14 protein-coding genes, 1 tRNA gene and 1 pseudogene are annotated in these 20489 nt (G+C 40.0%); 15 read left to right on the forward strand and 1 reads right to left on the reverse strand.

What is annotated here, in order from left to right:
- Together tuf and H4J50_RS14705 are read left to right on the forward strand one after the other, a co-directional pair.
- Window positions 1-305 (forward strand): annotated as a pseudogene (gene tuf, locus H4J50_RS14700) (elongation factor Tu); the annotation flags it as partial.
- 768 nt (window positions 306-1073) lie between these two features.
- On the forward strand, window positions 1074-2807 hold the full coding sequence (locus tag H4J50_RS14705) for a potassium/proton antiporter (protein ID WP_182257177.1): 1734 nt from the start codon (window positions 1074-1076) through the stop codon (window positions 2805-2807).
- Between the two features lie 157 nt (window positions 2808-2964).
- Here H4J50_RS14705 and H4J50_RS14710 read toward each other — a convergent pair whose 3' ends face one another.
- Window positions 2965-3927, reverse strand: a complete 963-nt coding sequence (locus H4J50_RS14710) for a 2OG-Fe(II) oxygenase (protein WP_182257178.1) — start codon at window positions 3925-3927, stop codon at window positions 2965-2967.
- A gap of 266 nt (window positions 3928-4193) precedes the next feature.
- On the opposite strand from H4J50_RS14710, the gene H4J50_RS14715 reads away from it, so the two are divergent.
- From H4J50_RS14715 to H4J50_RS14775, 13 genes are all read left to right on the forward strand, one after another.
- Window positions 4194-4270: transfer RNA gene (locus tag H4J50_RS14715), tRNA-Trp, on the forward strand.
- A 108-nt stretch (window positions 4271-4378) separates the two neighbouring features.
- Window positions 4379-4762, forward strand: a complete 384-nt coding sequence (gene secE, locus H4J50_RS14720) for a preprotein translocase subunit SecE (protein WP_108454668.1) — start codon at window positions 4379-4381, stop codon at window positions 4760-4762.
- Window positions 4763-4771: 9 nt separating this feature from the next.
- Window positions 4772-5350 carry a transcription termination/antitermination protein NusG gene (nusG, locus tag H4J50_RS14725; protein ID WP_081151019.1) on the forward strand — a complete coding sequence of 193 codons (579 nt, stop codon included), beginning with the start codon at window positions 4772-4774 and terminating at the stop codon, window positions 5348-5350.
- A 463-nt stretch (window positions 5351-5813) separates the two neighbouring features.
- On the forward strand, window positions 5814-6242 hold the full coding sequence (gene rplK, locus H4J50_RS14730; protein ID WP_108454669.1) for a 50S ribosomal protein L11: 429 nt from the start codon (window positions 5814-5816) through the stop codon (window positions 6240-6242).
- Between the two features lie 3 nt (window positions 6243-6245).
- Window positions 6246-6941: a 50S ribosomal protein L1 gene (gene rplA, locus H4J50_RS14735; protein WP_108454670.1), complete on the forward strand. Its 696-nt coding sequence runs from the start codon at window positions 6246-6248 to the stop codon at window positions 6939-6941.
- 300 nt (window positions 6942-7241) lie between these two features.
- The gene (gene rplJ / locus H4J50_RS14740; RefSeq protein WP_108454671.1) at window positions 7242-7736 is read left to right on the forward strand and encodes a 50S ribosomal protein L10; all 495 of its coding nucleotides are present in this window, start codon (window positions 7242-7244) and stop codon (window positions 7734-7736) included.
- 114 nt (window positions 7737-7850) lie between these two features.
- Window positions 7851-8219 carry a 50S ribosomal protein L7/L12 gene (gene rplL / locus H4J50_RS14745; RefSeq protein ID WP_108454672.1) on the forward strand — a complete coding sequence of 123 codons (369 nt, stop codon included), beginning with the start codon at window positions 7851-7853 and terminating at the stop codon, window positions 8217-8219.
- 198 nt (window positions 8220-8417) lie between these two features.
- Entirely contained in the window at window positions 8418-12446 is a 4029-nt protein-coding gene (gene rpoB, locus H4J50_RS14750; protein ID WP_108454673.1) for a DNA-directed RNA polymerase subunit beta, read from the forward strand.
- 105 nt (window positions 12447-12551) lie between these two features.
- Window positions 12552-16754, forward strand: a complete 4203-nt coding sequence (gene rpoC, locus H4J50_RS14755; protein WP_108454674.1) for a DNA-directed RNA polymerase subunit beta' — start codon at window positions 12552-12554, stop codon at window positions 16752-16754.
- A 206-nt stretch (window positions 16755-16960) separates the two neighbouring features.
- Window positions 16961-17335 carry a 30S ribosomal protein S12 gene (rpsL, locus tag H4J50_RS14760; RefSeq protein WP_011045492.1) on the forward strand — a complete coding sequence of 125 codons (375 nt, stop codon included), beginning with the start codon at window positions 16961-16963 and terminating at the stop codon, window positions 17333-17335.
- A gap of 110 nt (window positions 17336-17445) precedes the next feature.
- A complete protein-coding gene (gene rpsG / locus H4J50_RS14765) occupies window positions 17446-17919 on the forward strand; it encodes a 30S ribosomal protein S7 (protein WP_081151031.1) in 474 nt (157 codons plus the stop codon).
- Between the two features lie 140 nt (window positions 17920-18059).
- Window positions 18060-20156: an elongation factor G gene (fusA, locus tag H4J50_RS14770; protein WP_182257179.1), complete on the forward strand. Its 2097-nt coding sequence runs from the start codon at window positions 18060-18062 to the stop codon at window positions 20154-20156.
- A 68-nt stretch (window positions 20157-20224) separates the two neighbouring features.
- The coding region (locus H4J50_RS14775) for a GTP-binding protein (protein ID WP_259366262.1) at window positions 20225-20489 on the forward strand (265 nt) is incomplete at its 3' end.

Here is a 20489-nt window from a genome sequence, read left to right on the forward strand (position 1 = left end):
GTCAACCTGGTTCAATTTTACCTCACACTAAATTCGAATCAGAAGTATACGTGTTATCGAAAGATGAAGGTGGTCGTCATACGCCATTCTTCAAAGGATACCGTCCACAGTTTTACTTCCGTACAACGGATATCACAGGTGCTGTAGAGCTTCCTGAAGGTGTTGAAATGGTAATGCCAGGCGACAACTTGAAGTTTGTTGTAGAGCTTATCAACCCAGTAGCGATGGACGAAGGTTTACGCTTCGCAATCCGTGAAGGTGGTCGTACTGTTGGTGCTGGTGTTGTATCTAAAATTATTGCTTAATTTTAGACCACACTAGAACTTAAAAAAAGGATGCTTCGGCATCCTTTTTTGTTTTCAGTATGGCCAGCTTCATGGATTATCCGTGATGAGGAAATACGTTAATAAAACAGTCCCAATGGACTGTTTTTAGTGATTTTCGCAAGCACCTCTGGTGCGCAGCTGAGAGTCGTACTGTTGGTGCTGATGTTGTATCTAAAATTATTGCTTAATTTTAGACCACACTAGAGCTTAAAAAAAGGATGCTTCGGCATCCTTTTTTGTTTTCAGTAGAGCTAGTTTCAGGGCTTATCCTAAGAAGCTTGGCGTCGAGTTTTTGGTGCAGGTGTTGTATCGCTTTTACCTTAACGGATGTATTGCTTAATAATTTTTAGACACCAAACCTTAAAAAAGACGCTTCGGCGTCTTTTTTGTTTATGGAAAAGCTATCAATAGTAACAAGGAATATAGTTATATCCAGCAGGCCATAGAGTGAGGTTTAAGTAGGGGGTAGTTAGCTTTTTGGGTCAAATAGACGCTGCAAAAGAGACAAAATGATACATTATAAATGACTATATTTTGATAAAATAAAAAGGTAATTTCCTGTTCGTTAAAGTAATAATTATTAACATTTCAGGTTTTTTTATTATTATTGTCATAGTAAGTTGATAAGTTATTTTTCATTGTGCTTTGGTTAAAGTTCGTTGCTCTTAAGAAAAACAGAACTAGTACAGTAGATATAATGCAGCTATAAGCTTTACTTCCCCCCCTTTATTATCAATGGAGTGATAGATGTTTTTTATTGATCAAGTCATATTACTGGCCGCGGTATTGATTTTACTGGGCATCATCTCAAGTAAATTATCAGCGCGTTTAGGTTTACCTGTATTAGTACTTTTTTTAATTGTTGGTATGCTAGCCGGTGAAGATGGTCCTGGCGGAATTCTATTTGATAATGCCGAAGCTGCTCACTCCTTAGGCACGCTAGCACTAGCCTTAATATTGTTTGATGGCGGTCTACAAACTCCGTTTAAAGCCATTAAACTTGTTTGGAAGCCTGCATCTGCTCTTGCTACTTTCGGTGTTCTTATTACGGGCGCTATCACCGGCTACGCAGCCGCCTACATTTTAGATATTTCTTTACTACACGGTATGTTACTTGGCGCAATTGTCGGGTCAACAGATGCCGCCGCTGTTTTCTCATTATTACGTAATGCCGGCATTCACTTAACGGGTAAGTTAAAAGCGACACTAGAAATAGAAAGTGCGTCTAACGATCCTATGGCTATATTTTTAACGATAGGTTTACTAGAAATTTTAGTGAATGACATGACACCCGGTACGGGTTTGTTGGTGATGTTTCTATCACAAATGGGCTTAGGTATCGCTGTTGGTTTGGCTGTGGGTTGGATATCTGTTCGACTAATCAACCGTATTCAATTAGTTGCTGCAGGACTATACCCAGTATTAGTTGCTGCATGTGGTTTACTTTCATTTGGAATTACCGCCAACATTGGTGGTAGTGGCTTTTTAGCTGTTTTTATCACGGGTGTAGTTATTGGCAACAGTCGGTTTGTTTTTCAACGAAGTACTTTTTTGTTTCACGATGGCTTAGCTTGGTTAAGTCAAATTACGATGTTCGTTGTGCTTGGTTTGTTAATCACCCCAACTTCATTGTTAGACGTGTGGCTTGAAGGGCTAATTATTGCTTTTGTACTGATTTTTATTGCAAGACCACTTGCTGTCATGCCTATTTTGGCTCTTTTCGGTTTTAATCTTCGTGAAATGACCTTGGTATCTTGGGTAGGCTTAAGAGGCTCTGTACCGATTATACTCGCAATATTTCCTTTAATATTTGGTTTGCCAGGTGCTGCTTTAATTTTTAATGTAGTATTTTTTGTGGTACTCATTTCAGCTACTCTGCAGGGTTCAAGTTTAGCTTGGATGGCAAGGAAGCTTAAACTAACCTTGCCTCCTCCGGTAACGCCTGCTGCAACATTAGAAATAACAGCGTTAGGTGATGTTGATGCTGATATTGTTGAATATACTTTGGGTAGTTCATCTCGCGCTGTAGGCAGTCGTATTTCGCAATTAGCTTTGCCTGAAAGTACTGTTATGGCAATGATTTCTCGTAGTAACAATATTATTACACCACGAGGCTCAACGCTTTTACAAGCTGAAGATCAGCTATTTATTGTGCTTAAACCAGCAACGAGAGCATTTGTTGATAGCGTTTTTTCAGGCAAAAAAGTTGAAGCAGAAAATATTTTACCTGCACAAGAGCTTAGGGTTAAAGGCACCACGCAAGTTATTGATATCACTCATTCATACGGGATTGATATTACTGAAGACCCCCAAGAGACTTTAGAACAAGTCATAAAGACTAAACATATTGGGCAGCCAACTGATAATACTGTATTAGAACTTGGAAATGTTAAGTTATATGTAAGAGAAATGGTGAATCAACGCATTATTACCGTCGGTATTTTAGTTAATGAAAAGCAAGTTAAAGCGGGTATAAAGTAACTTTACTTTCTTTCAATTTTTACCTTGAAAAACGCAGTGGTGAATAATTGGCTAGCCCTAATAAATTATTAGAAAATGCAGCTAGCCAGAATTTATGTAAACCTGTTTGTTTACATAACATGCATTTTATAAAGTGTTGCTGTAGCGTATTGTAAACTTACAGAAGCCCCGCACGTAACCAGAAAGGTTTATTTCGAAACCAGAGCGTTACAATCCATTTTTCACCAGCAGTAACGGCTTTACCTCTGTGGATACTGGAAACATCTCTGTTTTCGTCTTTATCACAATTGTCAAAGATTAAGGTCTTATTCATTTGAGGTTGCACTGATATTAACGGCGTTTTAAATTCAGTCTCCCCTCCGGTAAAACCGTCATTTAAATAGAATATTGCTGTTTTAACTCTTTGACCAAATTGTGAAATGTGTTGAGCAATTGAGTCTGTATGCGGGTAAATATGATCGTAGTGCCACTGATAGTATTGCTCAGGTTGATATTTTAAAACAACAGGTGGCTCTGCAAATGAAATAGGAAGACCAGCTGCTTTAGCGAGTAAGTTTTCAAGCAGAGCAAGTGCTACAGAGTCGTTTGGAAGTGGTGTAGGATAATGCGTGTTATTTCTGATCTTTTCGTTTTTGCTATTTTTACCCTCACCGCCAAACAGAGACACATCTTTAAGTAATGGCGCGCAAGTCGATATAATAGAGTTGAGTTGTTCAGCTTTAAAAGGCATGTTGTATGTGCTTTTGTTTGTGCCGATAAGCTCAGGAGGCGAAACTAATTCGGCCATAGCTACCAGTTGGCTGAGTACGCTTCTTTGCCTCTTAGTACAAAAGTTGTTAATCATTTGCTCTGAATAGGCAATAGCATCGTTATATTCGTTATCAAGTTCAATGGCTATATCAGTTTTAACATCAATAAATGCCTCTAGTGACTTAATTGCAGGTGTATTCCATTGGATACTTGCTGCAACAGCTAAAGATAACTCCTTGATTGAGCAATTACTTCTTATTGAGTGAACCAACCAAAGGTTAGAAAATTCAGCATTACTGTTGGCTAATTTAAACACTGTTTTAGGGTCTAATTTTCCAAAGTGTTTATCTTCGAGTAACGCTAAAAGCATAGGGGATCAGTTATTATTGAAAATTTGAAAAACAAAATATCTAATCTCAGCGTTAATATCAAGCATTAGGCGCTTATCATGCAATGTTGATAGTGCTTTCAACGTTTTATGGTAACTAATGGAACGTTCACTCAAGGGTTATTGAGATAACTGGAAAATAGTCCTTGAGTAAAATATTTTGATTAGTATAATAGCGCCTCACTTCTAGAGTCACTCTTAATTCCCAAACAACTAAGAATCACTCGGTAAGTGTAAGTACAAATTGAAGGGGTATAGTTCCAATTGGTAGAACAGCGGTCTCCAAAACCGACGGTTGGGAGTTCGAATCTCTCTACCCCTGCCATTTTTTAGTAAAGTGCTTATTAGTTAAATAATAGGGGCTTTAGATTTTAACCTCGATAATATCGAGGTGCTTTGTCTTAGATTAGGCATGTAATTACAGGTAGTATATATGAATGCAAGTACTGAAACTGAACCAAGTGGTTCGTTTGATTTTTTAAAGTGGGGCGTAATTGTTTTACTTTTAGCTGGCGCAGTTGTCGGTAATTACATTTTTGCTGAGCAGTCAGTTCTTGTTCGCGCTATAGCAGTAGTTGCTGCTATTGTTATTGCTGGACTTGTTGCTATGCAAACAGTTAAAGGTCGTAATGCAGTAGACTTTGCTAAAGAGTCTCGCACTGAAGTTCGTAAAGTAGTTTGGCCAACTCGTCAAGAAGCAGTTCAAACAACGGGTATTGTATTAGTGGCAACATTAATTATGTCGTTATTGCTTTGGGGTTTAGATTCAGTTCTTTTCTGGGTAGTAGGTTTAATAACTGGATTAAAAGTAGGTTAAGGTAGCGTTATGACTGAAGAAATTACAATTACAGATACGCCTGAAAAAAACAATAACCCTAAATTACGCTGGTATGTAGTACAAGCGTTCTCAGGTTATGAAGGCCGTGTTCAAAAGACATTGCTTGAGCATATTGGCATTCATGGTTTAGAAGAAAAGTTTGGTGAAATTTTAGTGCCAACTGAAGAAGTTATTGAAATGCGTGCTGGACAAAAGCGTAAAAGCGCACGTAAATTCTTCCCTGGTTATGTACTAGTTCATATGGAATTAGACGATGAATCATGGCATTTAGTTAAAAGTGTACCTCGTGTACTAGGCTTTATTGGCGGCACTAAAGAAAGACCTGCAGCTATTACTCAAAAAGAAGCTGATCGTATACTACAACGTCTTGAAGATACTGATAAGCCTAAACCTAAAACATTGTTTGAGCCAGGTGAAGTGGTACGCGTTATTGACGGTCCATTTGCTGACTTTAATGGTGTTGTTGAAGAGTTAGATTACGAGAAAAACCGTATTAAAGTATCAGTACTTATATTCGGTCGCTCAACACCTGTTGACTTAGAATTTGGTCAAGTCGAAAAAGGTTAATATTAGCTACTTCTAAGAAGCCAGAGTTTTTACTCTGGTTTTTTTATGGAAAAAATTTGATATCGAGGTTTTTATTTGTTGTTTCACTGAAATGTAATAGCAATTTGACTCATTAAGTCTCCGCTTGGTAAAAGTGAAATAGGCATAGTCTGGACAAATGCTATAATTTCCATTCGAAACTTTCCTTAAATCGACTTCTTTTATCGTTACTAAAACGTAATCGGTTGCCCGTTTCTTAGGGGGATTTTTTATCTCTGCTATCGCTTTGAGCACCACCCTACAACTCGTTTAATCGCTTTCGCTCTTTTTTTATACAAATATCATAACTGACCTTGCGCTTGCGCTACTTAATAATATATAATCCGCTGCCGATTTTATCTGATAAAGAGAGAATCGATTTTTTGTTAACGGGGAGCTGGTTTTAATTATCAGCGTTTGAACCCATACTAAAGGTATTAAAACCATGGCTAAAAAAGTCACAGCTTTAATCAAGCTACAAGTTGCTGCTGGTGCAGCAAACCCGTCACCACCAGTTGGTCCTGCACTAGGTCAACACGGTGTTAACATCATGGAATTCTGTAAAGCGTTTAACGCAAAAACAGATTCTTTGGAAAAAGGCGCTCCAGTTCCAGTAGTAATTACTGTATATGCTGATCGTTCTTTCACGTTTGAAACAAAAACTCCACCTGCTGCTTATTTACTTCTTAAAGCTGCTGGTGTTAAGAGTGGTTCTGGTCGCCCTAACACTGAAAAAGTTGGTACTGTTACTACAGCACAACTTGAAGAAATCGTTAAGGTAAAAGAAGCTGATCTTACTGCTGGTTCTATGGAAGCTGCAGTGCGTACCATTGCGGGTTCTGCTCGTTCAATGGGTTTAGTGGTAGAGGACTAATCAATGACTAAATTATCTAAACGCGCTCGTCTTATCCGTGAAAAAGTAGACGTATTAAAAGAATATGACATCGCTGAAGCTATCTCTTTATTAAAAGAACTAGCAACTGCTAACTTCCGTGAAAGCGTTGATGTTGCAGTTAACCTTGGCATTGATGCTCGTAAATCAGATCAAAACGTACGTGGCGCGACTGTATTACCTAACGGTACTGGTCGTGATGTTCGTGTTGCTGTATTTACACAAGGCGTAAACGCTGATAAAGCGAAAGAAGCCGGTGCAGACATCGTAGGTATGGAAGACTTAGCAGAACAAGTTAAAGCCGGTAATATGGATTTTGACGTTGTAATCGCTACTCCAGACGCTATGCGTGTTGTTGGTCAACTAGGTCAAATCTTAGGCCCACGTGGTTTAATGCCTAACCCTAAAGTTGGCACAGTGACTCCTGATGTTGTTACTGCTGTAAACAATGCTAAAGCGGGTCAAATCCGTTACCGCAATGACAAAAACGGTATCATCCATACTACTATTGGTAAGGCTGATTTCGAAGATGCTAAATTGCAGGAAAACCTTGAGTCATTATTGGAAGCGCTTAAAAAAGCAAAACCAGCTAATGCTAAAGGCCAGTACATTAAGAAAATTTCTGTTTCAACTACTATGGGTGCCGGCGTTGCCGTTAACCAAGCTAGCTTGACAGTATAGTTTTCTGTAAGGTGTCGAAAATCGATACTTTACAAGGGCGAAATTGTAGACTATAATTTCGCCCCTTAAATTTTGGTAGGTGTTGTCTAATTATTAGCATGTATTTGCTATAGACAACCCCGTCAAAGACCGTAGGAGCTGAGACGATTCTTCGTCGAAAGCTTAATATTTCCTACGTAGATGGTGATTACCCAGTATTTCCTAATTCTGGTCCTCGCCGTAACGGCCTAAGGTAATGTAATTAGCTTAGGGATAGTAAATACCGGTTTTTTTATTGCCGGTGAACCAGGAGTAAAGCCAATGGCTATCAATCTTGATGACAAAAAAGCAATTGTTGCTGAAGTTCAAGAAGCTGCCAATGGCGCTCAATCAGCTGTAGTCGCGGATTCACGCGGTGTTTCAGTTGAAGCAATTACTGTATTACGTAAGCAAGCACGTGAAAACGGCGTATGGATGAAAGTTATCCGTAACACGTTAGCACGTCGTGCATTACAAGGTACTGACTTTGAATGTGTTTCTGACACATTAGTTGGTCCATCATTAATTGCATTTTCAAACGAGCATCCAGGTGCAGCAGCACGTTTATTCACAGATTTCGCTAAAACTAACGAAAAATTTGAATTAAAAGCAGCAGCATTTGAAGGTAATGTAGTAGACGTAAACATGTTAGCTAAGCTACCAACTTACGACGAAGCAATTGCACGTTTAATGAGCGCTATGAAAGAAGCATCTGCAGGCAAACTTGTCCGCACTATTGCTGCAGTACGCGATCAGAAAGAGCAAGAAGCTGCTTAATAATTGTTTACCTCTGCTATTACTTAAACATAAGCAGAGCACAATTCGCACTTTTTGTATTTATAGTTATTTCAAACAGCCAAAGGCTGTTTATTAAAAAACAGGAAATTTAAAATGTCTATTTCTAAAGACGATATCCTAAACGCAGTTGCTGAAATGTCAGTAATGGACGTTGTTGCACTAATCGAAGCAATGGAAGAGAAGTTTGGCGTATCTGCTGCTGCTGCTGTTGCTGTTGCTGGCGGTGACGCTGGTGGTGCTGCTGAAGAACAAACTGAATTTGACGTAGTAATGACTAGCTTCGGTGAGAAGAAAGTTGCTGTAATCAAAGCAGTTCGTGGCGCTACAGGCCTTGGCTTGAAAGAAGCTAAAGACCTAGTTGAATCGGCTCCTAAAGCGATCAAAGAAGGCGTAGAAAAAGCTGAAGCTGAAGAGCTTAAGAAACTTCTTGAAGAAGCAGGTGCTTCTGTTGAGATCAAATAATCTGTTTTTAAACAGATTATTTGCCTGAAAAGGCAATGGCTGGTGATTTAAACGTCACCGGCCTTTTTGCGCTAAAGAAAGTGGTTTTTTTTTAAACCAAAACAGTGCATTATTTGATGCTTGATAAAAAAAGTATCACTGCAATATCCTGTCTTTTTAAAGGCAGATTCGGCCATAACCAGCAAGCTGAGGAACCCCATGGTTTACTCTTACTCTGAAAAGAAACGTATTCGTAAGGACTTTGGTAAAAGTGTTCAAGTAATGGATTATCCATTCTTGTTATCAATCCAACTCGAATCTTTCCGTAAGTTTATTGATATTGATCCAACAGGTGAAACAGGCCTAGAGGCTGCATTTCATTCTATTTTTCCAATTAAAGCTTATTCTGGTAGCTCAGAATTACAATTCGTAAGCTATCGTTTGGGCGAGCCGTTATTTGACGTTAAAGAATGTCAAATCCGCGGTATCACCTACTCTGCGCCATTACGCGTTAAATTACGCTTAGTCGTTTATGATAAAGAAGCGGCGGCAGGCACAGTAAAAGATATCAAAGAACAAGAAGTATACATGGGTGAAATACCATTAATGACTGACAACGGTACGTTTGTCATCAATGGTACAGAGCGTGTTATTGTTTCTCAATTACACCGTTCTCCAGGTGTGTTTTTCGATCATGATAAAGGGAAAACACATTCATCAGGTAAAGTGTTATATAACGCTCGCGTTATTCCTTACCGTGGTTCATGGTTAGATTTCGAATTCGATCCAAAAGATAACTTATTTGTTCGTATTGACCGTCGTCGTAAATTACCGGCGTCAATAATTTTGCGTGCTTTAGAGTACTCAACTGAAGAAATATTAGATATCTTCTACGATACAACAGATTTTACTATTAAAGGCGATAAGCTAGTAATGGATTTAATTCCAGAACGCTTACGTGGTGAAACGGCTACTTTCGACATAAAACTCCCTAAAGGTGATGTTTTAGTTGAGCAAGGTCGTCGTATTACTGCTCGTCATATTAGATCTTTAGAAAAAGCTAAACTTGAAAAGCTAGAAGTACCTGCTGAATATATTGTAGGCAAAGTACTTTCTAAAGCTTATATCGACAAATCTACGGGTGAAGTGATAGCTGAAGCTAATGCTGAAATCACTTTAGAAATGTTAGCTGAGTTAAGCCAAGCCGGACATAAAGTATTATCTACTTTATATATGAACGAATTTGATGTTGGTTCATACATGTCAGACACACTTCGTGTAGATAACTCAACAAATCGCTTAGAAGCGTTAGTTGAAATTTACCGTATGATGCGTCCAGGCGAGCCACCAACAAAAGACGCAGCAGATACGTTATTTAATAACTTATTCTTTGCACTAGAACGTTATGACCTTTCAACAGTTGGTCGTATGAAGTTCAACCGTCGTGTTGGTAATGCTGATGACGTTGGTACAGGCGTATTGTCGAAAGAAGATATCATTTCTGTAATGAAAACTTTAATCGGTATACGTGATGGTAAAGGCGAAGTTGATGATATCGATCACCTTGGTAACCGTCGTATCCGTTCTGTTGGTGAAATGGCAGAAAACCAATTCCGTGTTGGTCTAGTACGTGTTGAACGTGCTGTTCGTGAACGTTTAAGTCTAGGTGACTTAGATGCGATCATGCCACAAGATTTAATTAACGCTAAGCCGATTTCTGCTGCCGTTAAAGAATTCTTTGGCTCATCACAATTGTCACAATTTATGGATCAAAACAACCCGCTATCAGAAGTAACGCATAAGCGTCGTATTTCTGCTTTAGGTCCAGGTGGTTTGACTCGTGAACGTGCAGGTTTTGAAGTTCGTGATGTACATCCAACGCATTATGGTCGTGTTTGTCCAATTGAAACGCCAGAGGGTCCAAACATTGGTTTGATCAACTCGCTTTCATGTTACGCACGTACTAACGATTACGGTTTCTTAGAAACTCCATATCGTAAAATCGTTGATGGCTTGATCACGGATGATATAGATTATCTATCGGCAATCGAAGAAGGTAACTTCGTGATTGCACAGACAACTGCTGAAGTTGATGCAGATGGTAAATTAGTTGAAGGCTTAGTTGCTTGTCGTCATAAAAACGAATTTACGCTAATGTCTGCTGAACAAGTTCAGTATATGGATGTATCTCCACAACAAATCGTTTCAGTTGCGGCATCTTTGATTCCGTTCCTAGAACACGATGATGCTAACCGTGCCTTGATGGGCTCGAACATGCAACGTCAAGCTGTTCCAACATTAAAAGTGGATAAACCGCTTGTTGGTACAGGTATGGAAAAAATTGTTGCTGTTGATTCTGGTGTAACAGTGGTTGCTAAGCGTGGCGGTGTTGTTGCTTACGTAGATGCATCACGTATCGTAGTTAAAGTTAATGAAAATGAAATGCATGCTGGTGAAGCCGGTATTGATATTTATAACTTAACTAAATACACCCGTTCAAACCAAAACACATGTATTAACCAACGTCCATTGTGTCGTATGGCTGAGCCTGTTGTTCGTGGTGATGTTTTAGCTGATGGTCCTTCTACCGATATGGGTGAATTGGCACTTGGTCAAAACATGCGTATCGCGTTTATGCCTTGGAATGGTTACAACTTCGAAGATTCAATGTTGTTATCTGAGCGTGTAGCTACTGAAGATCGTTTCACTACGATTCATATTCAAGAACTAACGTGTATCGCTCGTGATACTAAACTTGGTAGTGAAGAAATCACTGCTGATATTCCAAATGTTGGTGAGTCTGCGTTATCTAAATTAGATGAAGCAGGTGTTGTTTACATTGGTGCTGAAGTTAACGGTGGCGACATCTTAGTGGGTAAAGTTACTCCTAAAGGTGAAACACAATTAACACCAGAAGAAAAACTTTTACGAGCAATCTTTGGTGAAAAAGCCGCTGACGTTAAGGACAGTTCTTTACGTGTTCCTAATTCAGTGTCTGGTACTATCATCGATGTACAAATCTTCACCCGTGATGGTGTAGAAAAAGATGCGCGTGCTGTTGAAATCGAAGAAATGCAACTTAAACAAGTTAAGAAAGACTTGGGTGATGAGTTTAGTATTCTTGAAGATGGCATTTACGCTCGTGCGAAGAAATTATTGTTAGCCTCAGGTTTGAATGAATCTGATCTAAACAGTATGTCTCGTGACAAATGGTTAGTGCAAAACTTAAGCGACGAAGGTCAACAATCTGAGCTTGAGCAAATCGCTGAACAATACGACAACATTAAAGCTGACTTTGATAAGAAATATGAAGTTAAGCGTCGTAAGATCACACAAGGTGCTGATTTAGCGCCAGGCGTATTGAAAATAGTTAAAGTACATTTAGCCGTTAAACGTCGTATCCAGCCAGGTGATAAAATGGCCGGTCGTCATGGTAACAAAGGTGTTATTTCAAACGTAGTACCTGTTGAAGACATGCCTTACGATGAGCACGGTGTTCCAGTTGATGTAGTACTTAACCCGTTGGGTGTACCATCACGAATGAACATTGGTCAGATCCTAGAAACGCATTTAGGTATGGCTGCACGTGGTATTGGTGAGAAAATTAACCGTATGTTGGAAGCTCAACAAGAAATTCATAAATTACGTGAATTCTTAAAAGAAGTTTACAACTTAGGTGAATCTCGCCAAGAAGTTGATATTGATTCATTCTCGGATGATGAAATTATGCGTTTAGCAGGCAACTTACGTGCAGGTCTTCCAATTGCTACACCAGTATTTGATGGTGCAAGTGAACGTGAGATTAAAGACTTATTCAAACTTGCTGATATGCCTGAAAGTGGTCAATTTACGCTTACTGATGGCCGTACTGGTCGTAACTTTGAGCGTCCAGTGACTGTTGGTTACATGTACATGTTGAAACTGAACCATTTAGTTGATGACAAAATGCATGCGCGTTCTACTGGTTCATACAGTCTAGTAACGCAACAACCTCTTGGTGGTAAAGCACAGTTTGGTGGTCAGCGTTTCGGTGAGATGGAAGTATGGGCACTTGAAGCTTACGGTGCCGCTTATACCTTGCAAGAAATGCTTACGGTTAAATCAGATGATGTTAACGGTCGTACTAAGATGTATAAAAACTTAGTTGACGGTGATCATCGTATGGAACCGGGCATCCCTGAATCATTCAACGTATTGTTGAAAGAAATTCGTTCGTTGGGTATCAACATCGAATTAGATCAGGACTAGGCTACGACAGCTACATTGCTGACTTCTAGCTAACGCTCTAAGTCAGTACATGGAGAGAACAGATTACTGTTCTCTCCGGTATTTAACTCCGACAGGAGATAGTGTGTGAAAGATTTACTTAAGTTTCTTAAGCAACAAAATCAAACAGAAGAGTTCGATGGTATTCGCATCGGACTAGCTTCACCTGACATGATACGTTCATGGTCTTTTGGTGAGGTAAAGAAACCTGAGACGATTAACTATCGTACTTTTAAGCCGGAACGTGATGGTTTGTTCTGTGCGCGTATATTTGGCCCAGTAAAAGACTACGAATGTCTTTGTGGCAAGTACAAACGTCTTAAGCATCGTGGTGTAATTTGTGAAAAATGTGGCGTTGAAGTTACATTAACAAAAGTTCGTCGTGACCGTATGGGTCATATCGAATTAGCAAGCCCAGTTGCTCATATTTGGTTTTTAAAGTCATTGCCATCACGTATCGGTCTATTATTAGACATGACATTACGTGATATTGAGCGTGTGCTTTATTTTGAATCTTATGTTGTTACCGAACCAGGTATGACGACATTAGAGAAAAGCCAAATCTTAACCGAAGAAGAATATCTTGATGCGTTAGAAGAGCACGGTGACGAATTTGACGCCCTAATGGGTGCTGAAGCGGTACTTGCGCTATTACAACAAATCGACCTTGACGGTGAAGTAGCGCAAATGCGTGAAGAATTACCTGAAATCGGTTCAGAAACAAAACGTAAGAAAATCACTAAACGTTTAAAACTAATGGAAGCATTCGCAGCATCAGGTAATAAGCCTGAGTGGATGATCATGAACGTTTTACCAATTTTACCACCAGACTTACGTCCGTTGGTTCCTTTGGATGGTGGCCGTTTTGCAACGTCTGACTTAAACGATTTATACCGTCGAGTTATTAACCGTAACAACCGTTTAAAACGTCTTCTTGACCTAGTAGCACCAGATATCATCGTACGTAACGAAAAGCGTATGTTGCAAGAATCTGTTGATGCATTACTAGATAATGGTCGTCGTGGTCGCGCAATTACCGGTTCTAACAAACGTCCTCTTAAATCACTTGCCGATATGATCAAAGGTAAGCAAGGTCGTTTCCGTCAGAACTTACTAGGTAAACGTGTAGATTACTCTGGTCGTTCTGTAATTACTGTTGGTCCAACATTACGTTTGCATCAATGTGGTTTACCGAAAAAAATGGCACTTGAGTTATTCAAACCATTTATTTACGGTAAATTAGAAGCGCGTGGTTTAGCCACAACAATCAAAGCTGCTAAGAAATTAGTAGAGCGTGAAGGCGCTGAAGTTTGGGATGTACTTGACGAAGTAATTCGTGAACATCCGGTTATGCTTAACCGTGCACCAACACTTCATAGATTGGGTATCCAAGCGTTTGAACCTGTATTGATTGAAGGTAAAGCGATTCATTTGCATCCATTAGTTTGTGCGGCATATAACGCCGATTTCGATGGTGACCAAATGGCGGTACACGTACCGTTGACAATCGAAGCACAAATGGAAGCACGTACGTTGATGATGTCAACGAACAACGTACTTTCTCCAGCTAACGGTGATCCAATCATCGTACCATCACAGGATGTTGTATTAGGTTTATATTACCTAACACGTGATCGTGTAAATGGTTTAGGTGAAGGTATGGTATTTACCGACATCAAAGAAGCTGAAAAAGCTTACCGTACTGGTTTTGCTGAGCTACATGCTCGCGTTAAAATTCGTATTACTGAACATGTACGTAATGCTGAAGGTGTTTTTGAGCCAGTTACTAAGCTTCGCGATACTACCGTTGGTCGTGCAATCTTATGGCAAGTATGTCCAGACGGCATGCCTTACGATCTTATTGATCAGCCATTAGGTAAAAAACCAATTTCAAAACTGATTAACCATGCGTACCGTAACTTAGGTCTTAAAGATACTGTTATCTTTGCTGACCAAATTATGTACACAGGTTTCCACTACGCGATGATCGCGGGTGCTTCAGTTGGTATCGACGATATGGTAATTCCAGCAGCGAAATACACCATCATCGAAGATTCAGAAGAAGAAGTTAAAGAAATTCAAACTCAGTTCGAGCAAGGTCTTGTAACTCAGGGTGAGAAATACAACAAAGTTATTGATATTTGGTCTTCTGCCAACGAGAAAATCTCGAAAGCGATGATGGACAACTTATCAAAAGAAACTGTGATTAACGCTAAAGGTGAGCCAGAAGAGCAAGACTCTTTCAACTCAATCTACATGATGGCGGATTCTGGTGCTCGTGGTAGTGCCGCTCAGATACGTCAGCTTGCAGGTATGCGTGGTTTGATGGCTAAACCAGATGGTTCAATCATCGAAACACCAATCACCGCTAACTTCCGTGAAGGTTTGAACGTATTACAATACTTCATCTCTACTCATGGTGCGCGTAAAGGTTTGGCTGATACGGCATTGAAAACAGCTAACTCGGGTTACCTAACTCGTCGTTTAGTTGATGTTGCACAAGATTTGGTTGTTACTGAACATGATTGTGGAACATTAGACGGTTTACAAATGACACCATTGATTGAAGGTGGTGATGTTGTTGAGCCGTTACGTGAACGTGTTCTTGGTCGTGTTGTAGCAGAAGATGTTGTTAAACCAGGTACTGATGAAGTGTTATTACCTCGTAATACACTTATTGATGAAGCTTTATGTGATTTCATTGAAGAAAACTCAATTGATCAAATGAAAGTTCGTTCAATCATTACTTGTCAAACAGATTTTGGTATTTGTGCTCATTGTTACGGCCGTGATTTGGCTCGTGGTCATATGATCAACCAAGGTGAAGCGATTGGTGTTGTGGCAGCACAATCTATCGGTGAACCTGGTACTCAGTTAACCATGCGTACGTTCCACATTGGTGGTGCTGCATCGCGTGCATCAGCAGAGAACAATGTACAAGTTAAGAACACTGGTACACTTAAATTACAAAATGCTAAATTTGTAACTAACCCTGAAGATAACTTAGTAATTACTTCACGTTCATCTGAACTGACAGTAATTGATGAGCTTGGTCGTGAGAAAGAGCGTTATAAAGTTCCTTACGGTACCATTCTTAATAAGAAAGATGGCGAAGCAATCAAATCTGGCGACATCATCGCTAACTGGGATCCGCATACGCATCCAATTATCACTGAGGTTGGTGGTAAGGTTCAATTCGTTGAACTTATCGATGGTGTAACTATGGTTCGTCAAACTGATGAACTTACTGGTTTATCAAGCATCGTAGTTACAGAAGCTGGTCAACGTAACACTGCAGGTAAAGAAATGCGCCCAGCGGTTAAGTTAGTTGATGCTAAAGGCAATGACGTAATGATAGCTGGTACAGAAATACCGGCACAATACTTCTTACCTGGTAACGCGATTATTAATCTTGAAGATGGTGCAGAAGTTGGTATTGGTGATGCGCTAGCACGTATCCCACAAGCATCGTCAAAAACTCGTGATATTACCGGTGGTCTTCCACGTGTAGCAGATTTATTTGAAGCGCGTAAGCCTAAGCTTCCAGCTATTTTAGCTGAGAAGACAGGTATTATTGCTTTCGGTAAAGAAACTAAAGGTAAAGTGCGTTTACTTATCACTCAACCAAGTGGTGATGTATACGAAGAGATGATCCCTAAAATGCGTCAACTAAACGTGTTTGAAGGTGAATCTGTACTTAAAGGTGAAGTTATTGCCGATGGTCCAGAATCTCCACATGATATCTTGCGTTTACGTGGTGTTGCACCAGTAGCTAACTACATTGTTAACGAAGTACAAGAAGTATACCGTTTACAAGGTGTTAAGATTAACGATAAGCACATTGAAGTTATCGTGCGTCAAATGATCCGCAAATGTGAGATTTTAGACGCCGGTGATAGTAACTTCCTTAAAGGTGAAATCCTAGAAGTTGCCCGTGTGAATATCTCTAATCGTGAGTTAGAAGCTGAAGGCAAACAACCAGCTGAATACGAAATGCAAATGATGGGTATTACTAAAGCATCATTAGCAACTGAGTCATTCATCTCGGCAGCATCTTTCCAAGAAACGACGCGTGTACTTACTGAAGCAGCAGTAGCTGGTAAGAAAGACAAACTTCGTGGCTTGAAAGAAAATGTTATTGTTGGTCGCTTAATCCCAGCCGGTACAGGTTACTCTTATCATCAAGAACGCGCGCGTGCTAAAAACGCCGTTCCTGTTGAAGAAGTTACAGTATCAGCTGACGACGCAGCGCAAGCACTAACAGATGCTTTGAACGCAGATTTATCTTAGTATTGATAAATCGGTTAAGAGCAATGTTTAACCTGTCTATTGCGAGTAAAGCTTGACAGGTTAAAGCTTGACCTATAGAATTCCGCGACCCTATATTCCGTACATTTGTGTATTGGATATAAGGTCGCGGATTTTCACGTTTATAAGGGTGTAAATTTCCCCATTGATTGGAATTTACACAAATTTAACTAATCGGGAGCTATTTAATGGCAACTATTAACCAATTAGTACGTAAACCACGTGTAAGACAAGTAACTAAAAGTAACGTACCAGCGTTACAAGCTTGTCCACAACGTCGTGGCGTATGTACTCGTGTGTATACAACTACACCAAAAAAACCTAACTCAGCATTACGTAAAGTTGCTCGTGTTCGTTTAACTAACGGCTTCGAAGTTACTTCATACATCGGTGGTGAAGGTCACAACTTACAAGAGCATAGCGTTATCTTGATTCGTGGTGGTCGTGTTAAAGATTTACCGGGTGTGCGTTATCACACCGTTCGTGGCGCACTAGATTGTTCTGGCGTAAGCGATAGAAGACAAGGCCGTTCTAAATACGGTGCTAAACGACCTAAATCTTAAGTTTCCCTTTCTGTACTTATCAAAAGATAAGTAAAAAGAATAGAAACGTTAAGTAAGGCCAAATAACATATTACATTTTGGGTTTATCCTGAATATAACGGAGAATTAAGATGCCAAGAAGACGCGTCGTAGGGCAACGTAAAATATTGCCAGATCCTAAGTTCCACAACGAACTTTTAGCAAAATTCATCAACATCCTTATGGTTGATGGTAAAAAATCTACTGCAGAAAAAATTGTTTACGGTGCATTAGACATTTTAACTGAGAAGAATACTGAGAAATCTCATCTTGAGTTATTCGAAACAGCGTTAGACAACATCCGCCCACAAGTGGAAGTAAAGTCTCGTCGTGTTGGTGGTTCTACTTACCAAGTTCCAGTTGAAGTTCGTCCTGTGCGTCGTAATGCACTAGCCATGCGTTGGTTAGTTGAAGCAGCTCGTAAACGTGGTGAAAAATCAATGGCTCAGCGCCTAGCTAACGAAATGTTAGATGCGTCTGACAGCAAAGGTTCAGCGGTTAAGAAACGTGAAGACGTTCACCGTATGGCTGAAGCTAACAAAGCATTCGCTCACTACCGTTGGTAGAAACTATAAACTAGCATCAATTGTTAGTTTACTAGTTAGAAGTGTAATGCCGTGGTTATCATCGAGTGTCAATGTTGATACAAAGTGATAGCCACAACTGTTTTATAATCTGAGGTAAACCTCAGAAAGAGGAAGTAATTGTGGCACGTATAACCCCTATTGAGCGTTACCGTAACATTGGTATTTGTGCTCATGTCGATGCCGGTAAAACGACAACAACAGAAAGGGTACTTTTCTATACTGGTCTTTCACATAAGATCGGTGAAGTTCATGATGGCGCAGCCACTATGGATTGGATGGAGCAAGAGCAAGAGCGTGGTATAACCATAACCTCTGCAGCTACAACTTGTTTCTGGAAAGGGATGGAAGCACAATTTGAAGATCACCATATCAACATTATTGATACCCCTGGTCACGTAGATTTTACGATTGAAGTAGAACGTTCATTACGTGTATTAGACGGTGCAGTATTAGTATTGTGTGCATCTTCAGGAGTTCAACCACAAACAGAAACTGTTTGGCGTCAAATGGAGAGATACTCTGTTCCACGTTTAGTTTTTGTTAATAAGATGGACCGCACTGGTGCAGACTTCTTAGCTGTTGTTGAGCAACTTAACTCTCGCTTAAAAGCAAATGCAGTCCCAATTCATTTAGCAATTGGCGCTGAAGATGACTTTTCTGGTGTTATCGACTTAATAAAGATGAAAGCCATTAACTGGAACGAAAGTGACCAGGGTATGACCTTCACCTATGAAGATATCCCAGCAGATATGCAAGAAGATGCCGATCATTGGCATGAAAACCTTGTTTCTGAAGCTGCAGAAGCCTCTGAAGAATTAATGGATAAATACCTTGAAGAAGGTGATTTATCTGAAGCAGAAATAAAATCTGCGCTACGTACCCGTACGCTAAACAATGAAATAGTTCTTTGTTCTTGTGGCTCTGCTTTCAAAAACAAAGGCGTACAAGCAGTACTTGATGCTGTCATAGAATTTTTACCTTCGCCAACAGATGTTGACGCGATAAAAGGTATTAATAATGACAAAAACGAAACTGAAGGTTCACGCGAAGCTGATGATAAAGCACCATTTGCTGCTTTAGCATTCAAAGTCGCGACTGACCCTTTTGTCGGTACGTTAACGTTCTTTCGCGTTTACTCAGGAGTGGTAAAAACTGGCGACAGTATATACAATCCTGTTAAAGGCAAAAAAGAGCGTTTAGGTCGTATTGTGCAAATGCATGCAAATGACCGGAAGGAAATAAAAGAAGTTCGAGCGGGTGATATAGCTGCGGCTATTGGCCTCAAAGATGTTACTACTGGTGACACATTGTGTGATGTAAATCATGCTATAACGCTTGAACGAATGGAATTTCCTGAACCTGTAATTTCTGTAGCAGTTGAGCCAAAAACTGTCGCTGCCCAAGAGAAAATGGCAATAGCGTTAGGTAAATTGGCCGCAGAAGATCCGTCATTCAGAGTTGTTTCTGATGAAGAAACGGGTCAAACCATCATTTCAGGTATGGGGGAATTACACCTCGATATTTTAGTTGAACGCATGAAACGTGAGTTTGGTGTTGAATGTAATGTCGGTAATCCACAAGTGGCTTATCGAGAAACTATTCGCTCAACTGTTGAAGTGGAAGGTAAATTTGTTCGTCAATCAGGTGGTCGTGGTCAATTTGGTCATGTTTGGTTGAAATTGGAGCCCTTACCAGAAGGTGAAGGCTTCGAGTTTGTTAACGAAATTGTTGGTGGTACAATTCCAAAAGAATTTATCCCATCAGTTGAAAAAGGCTGTAAAGAGCAGATGGACAGTGGTGTTTTAGCGGGTTACCCGTTATTAGACATCAAAGTCACGCTTTATGACGGATCTTTTCATGACGTTGACTCAAACGAAATGGCGTTTAAAGTCGCTGCATCAATAGGTTTTAGACAGGGGGTGCTACAAGCATCACCAGTAATACTAGAGCCAATGATGAAAGTTGAAGTTATTACGCCAGAAGCAAACATGGGTGATGTTGTGGGCGATTTAAATCGTCGTCGCGGCATGATCGATGGCATGGACGAAGGTCCAGCTGGTTCTAAGGTAGTGAATGCACTTGTGCCGCTATCTGAAATGTTTGGTTACGCTACGGCATTACGTAGTGCAACTCAAGGTCGAGCATCATATTCGATGGAGTTTCAGCAATATAGCGAAGCCCCAAAAATTGTTGCCGACAAAATAATTGAATCTTAGTAAGGCTTTTTGAAAGTCTGGCTCGGTCTTATGGCCGGGCTTTTAATAAACTTTAAGGTAATTGAAAAATGGCTAAAGCAAAATTTGAACGTAATAAACCGCACGTTAACGTTGGTACTATTGGACACGTTGATCACGGTAAAACAACTTTAACAGCTGCTATCTCTGCAGTATTAACTAAAGTTCACGGTGGTGAAGTTAAAGATTTCGCACAAATCGATAATGCTCCTGAAGAGCGTGAGCGTGGTATTACAATCAATACTTCTCACATCGAGTACGATACTGCAATCCGTCACTACGCCCACGTAGATTGTCCTGGCCATGCTGATTACA

Source organism: Colwellia sp. 6M3 (genome assembly GCF_014077595.1).
Taxonomy (GTDB): Bacteria; Pseudomonadota; Gammaproteobacteria; order Enterobacterales; family Alteromonadaceae; genus Cognaticolwellia.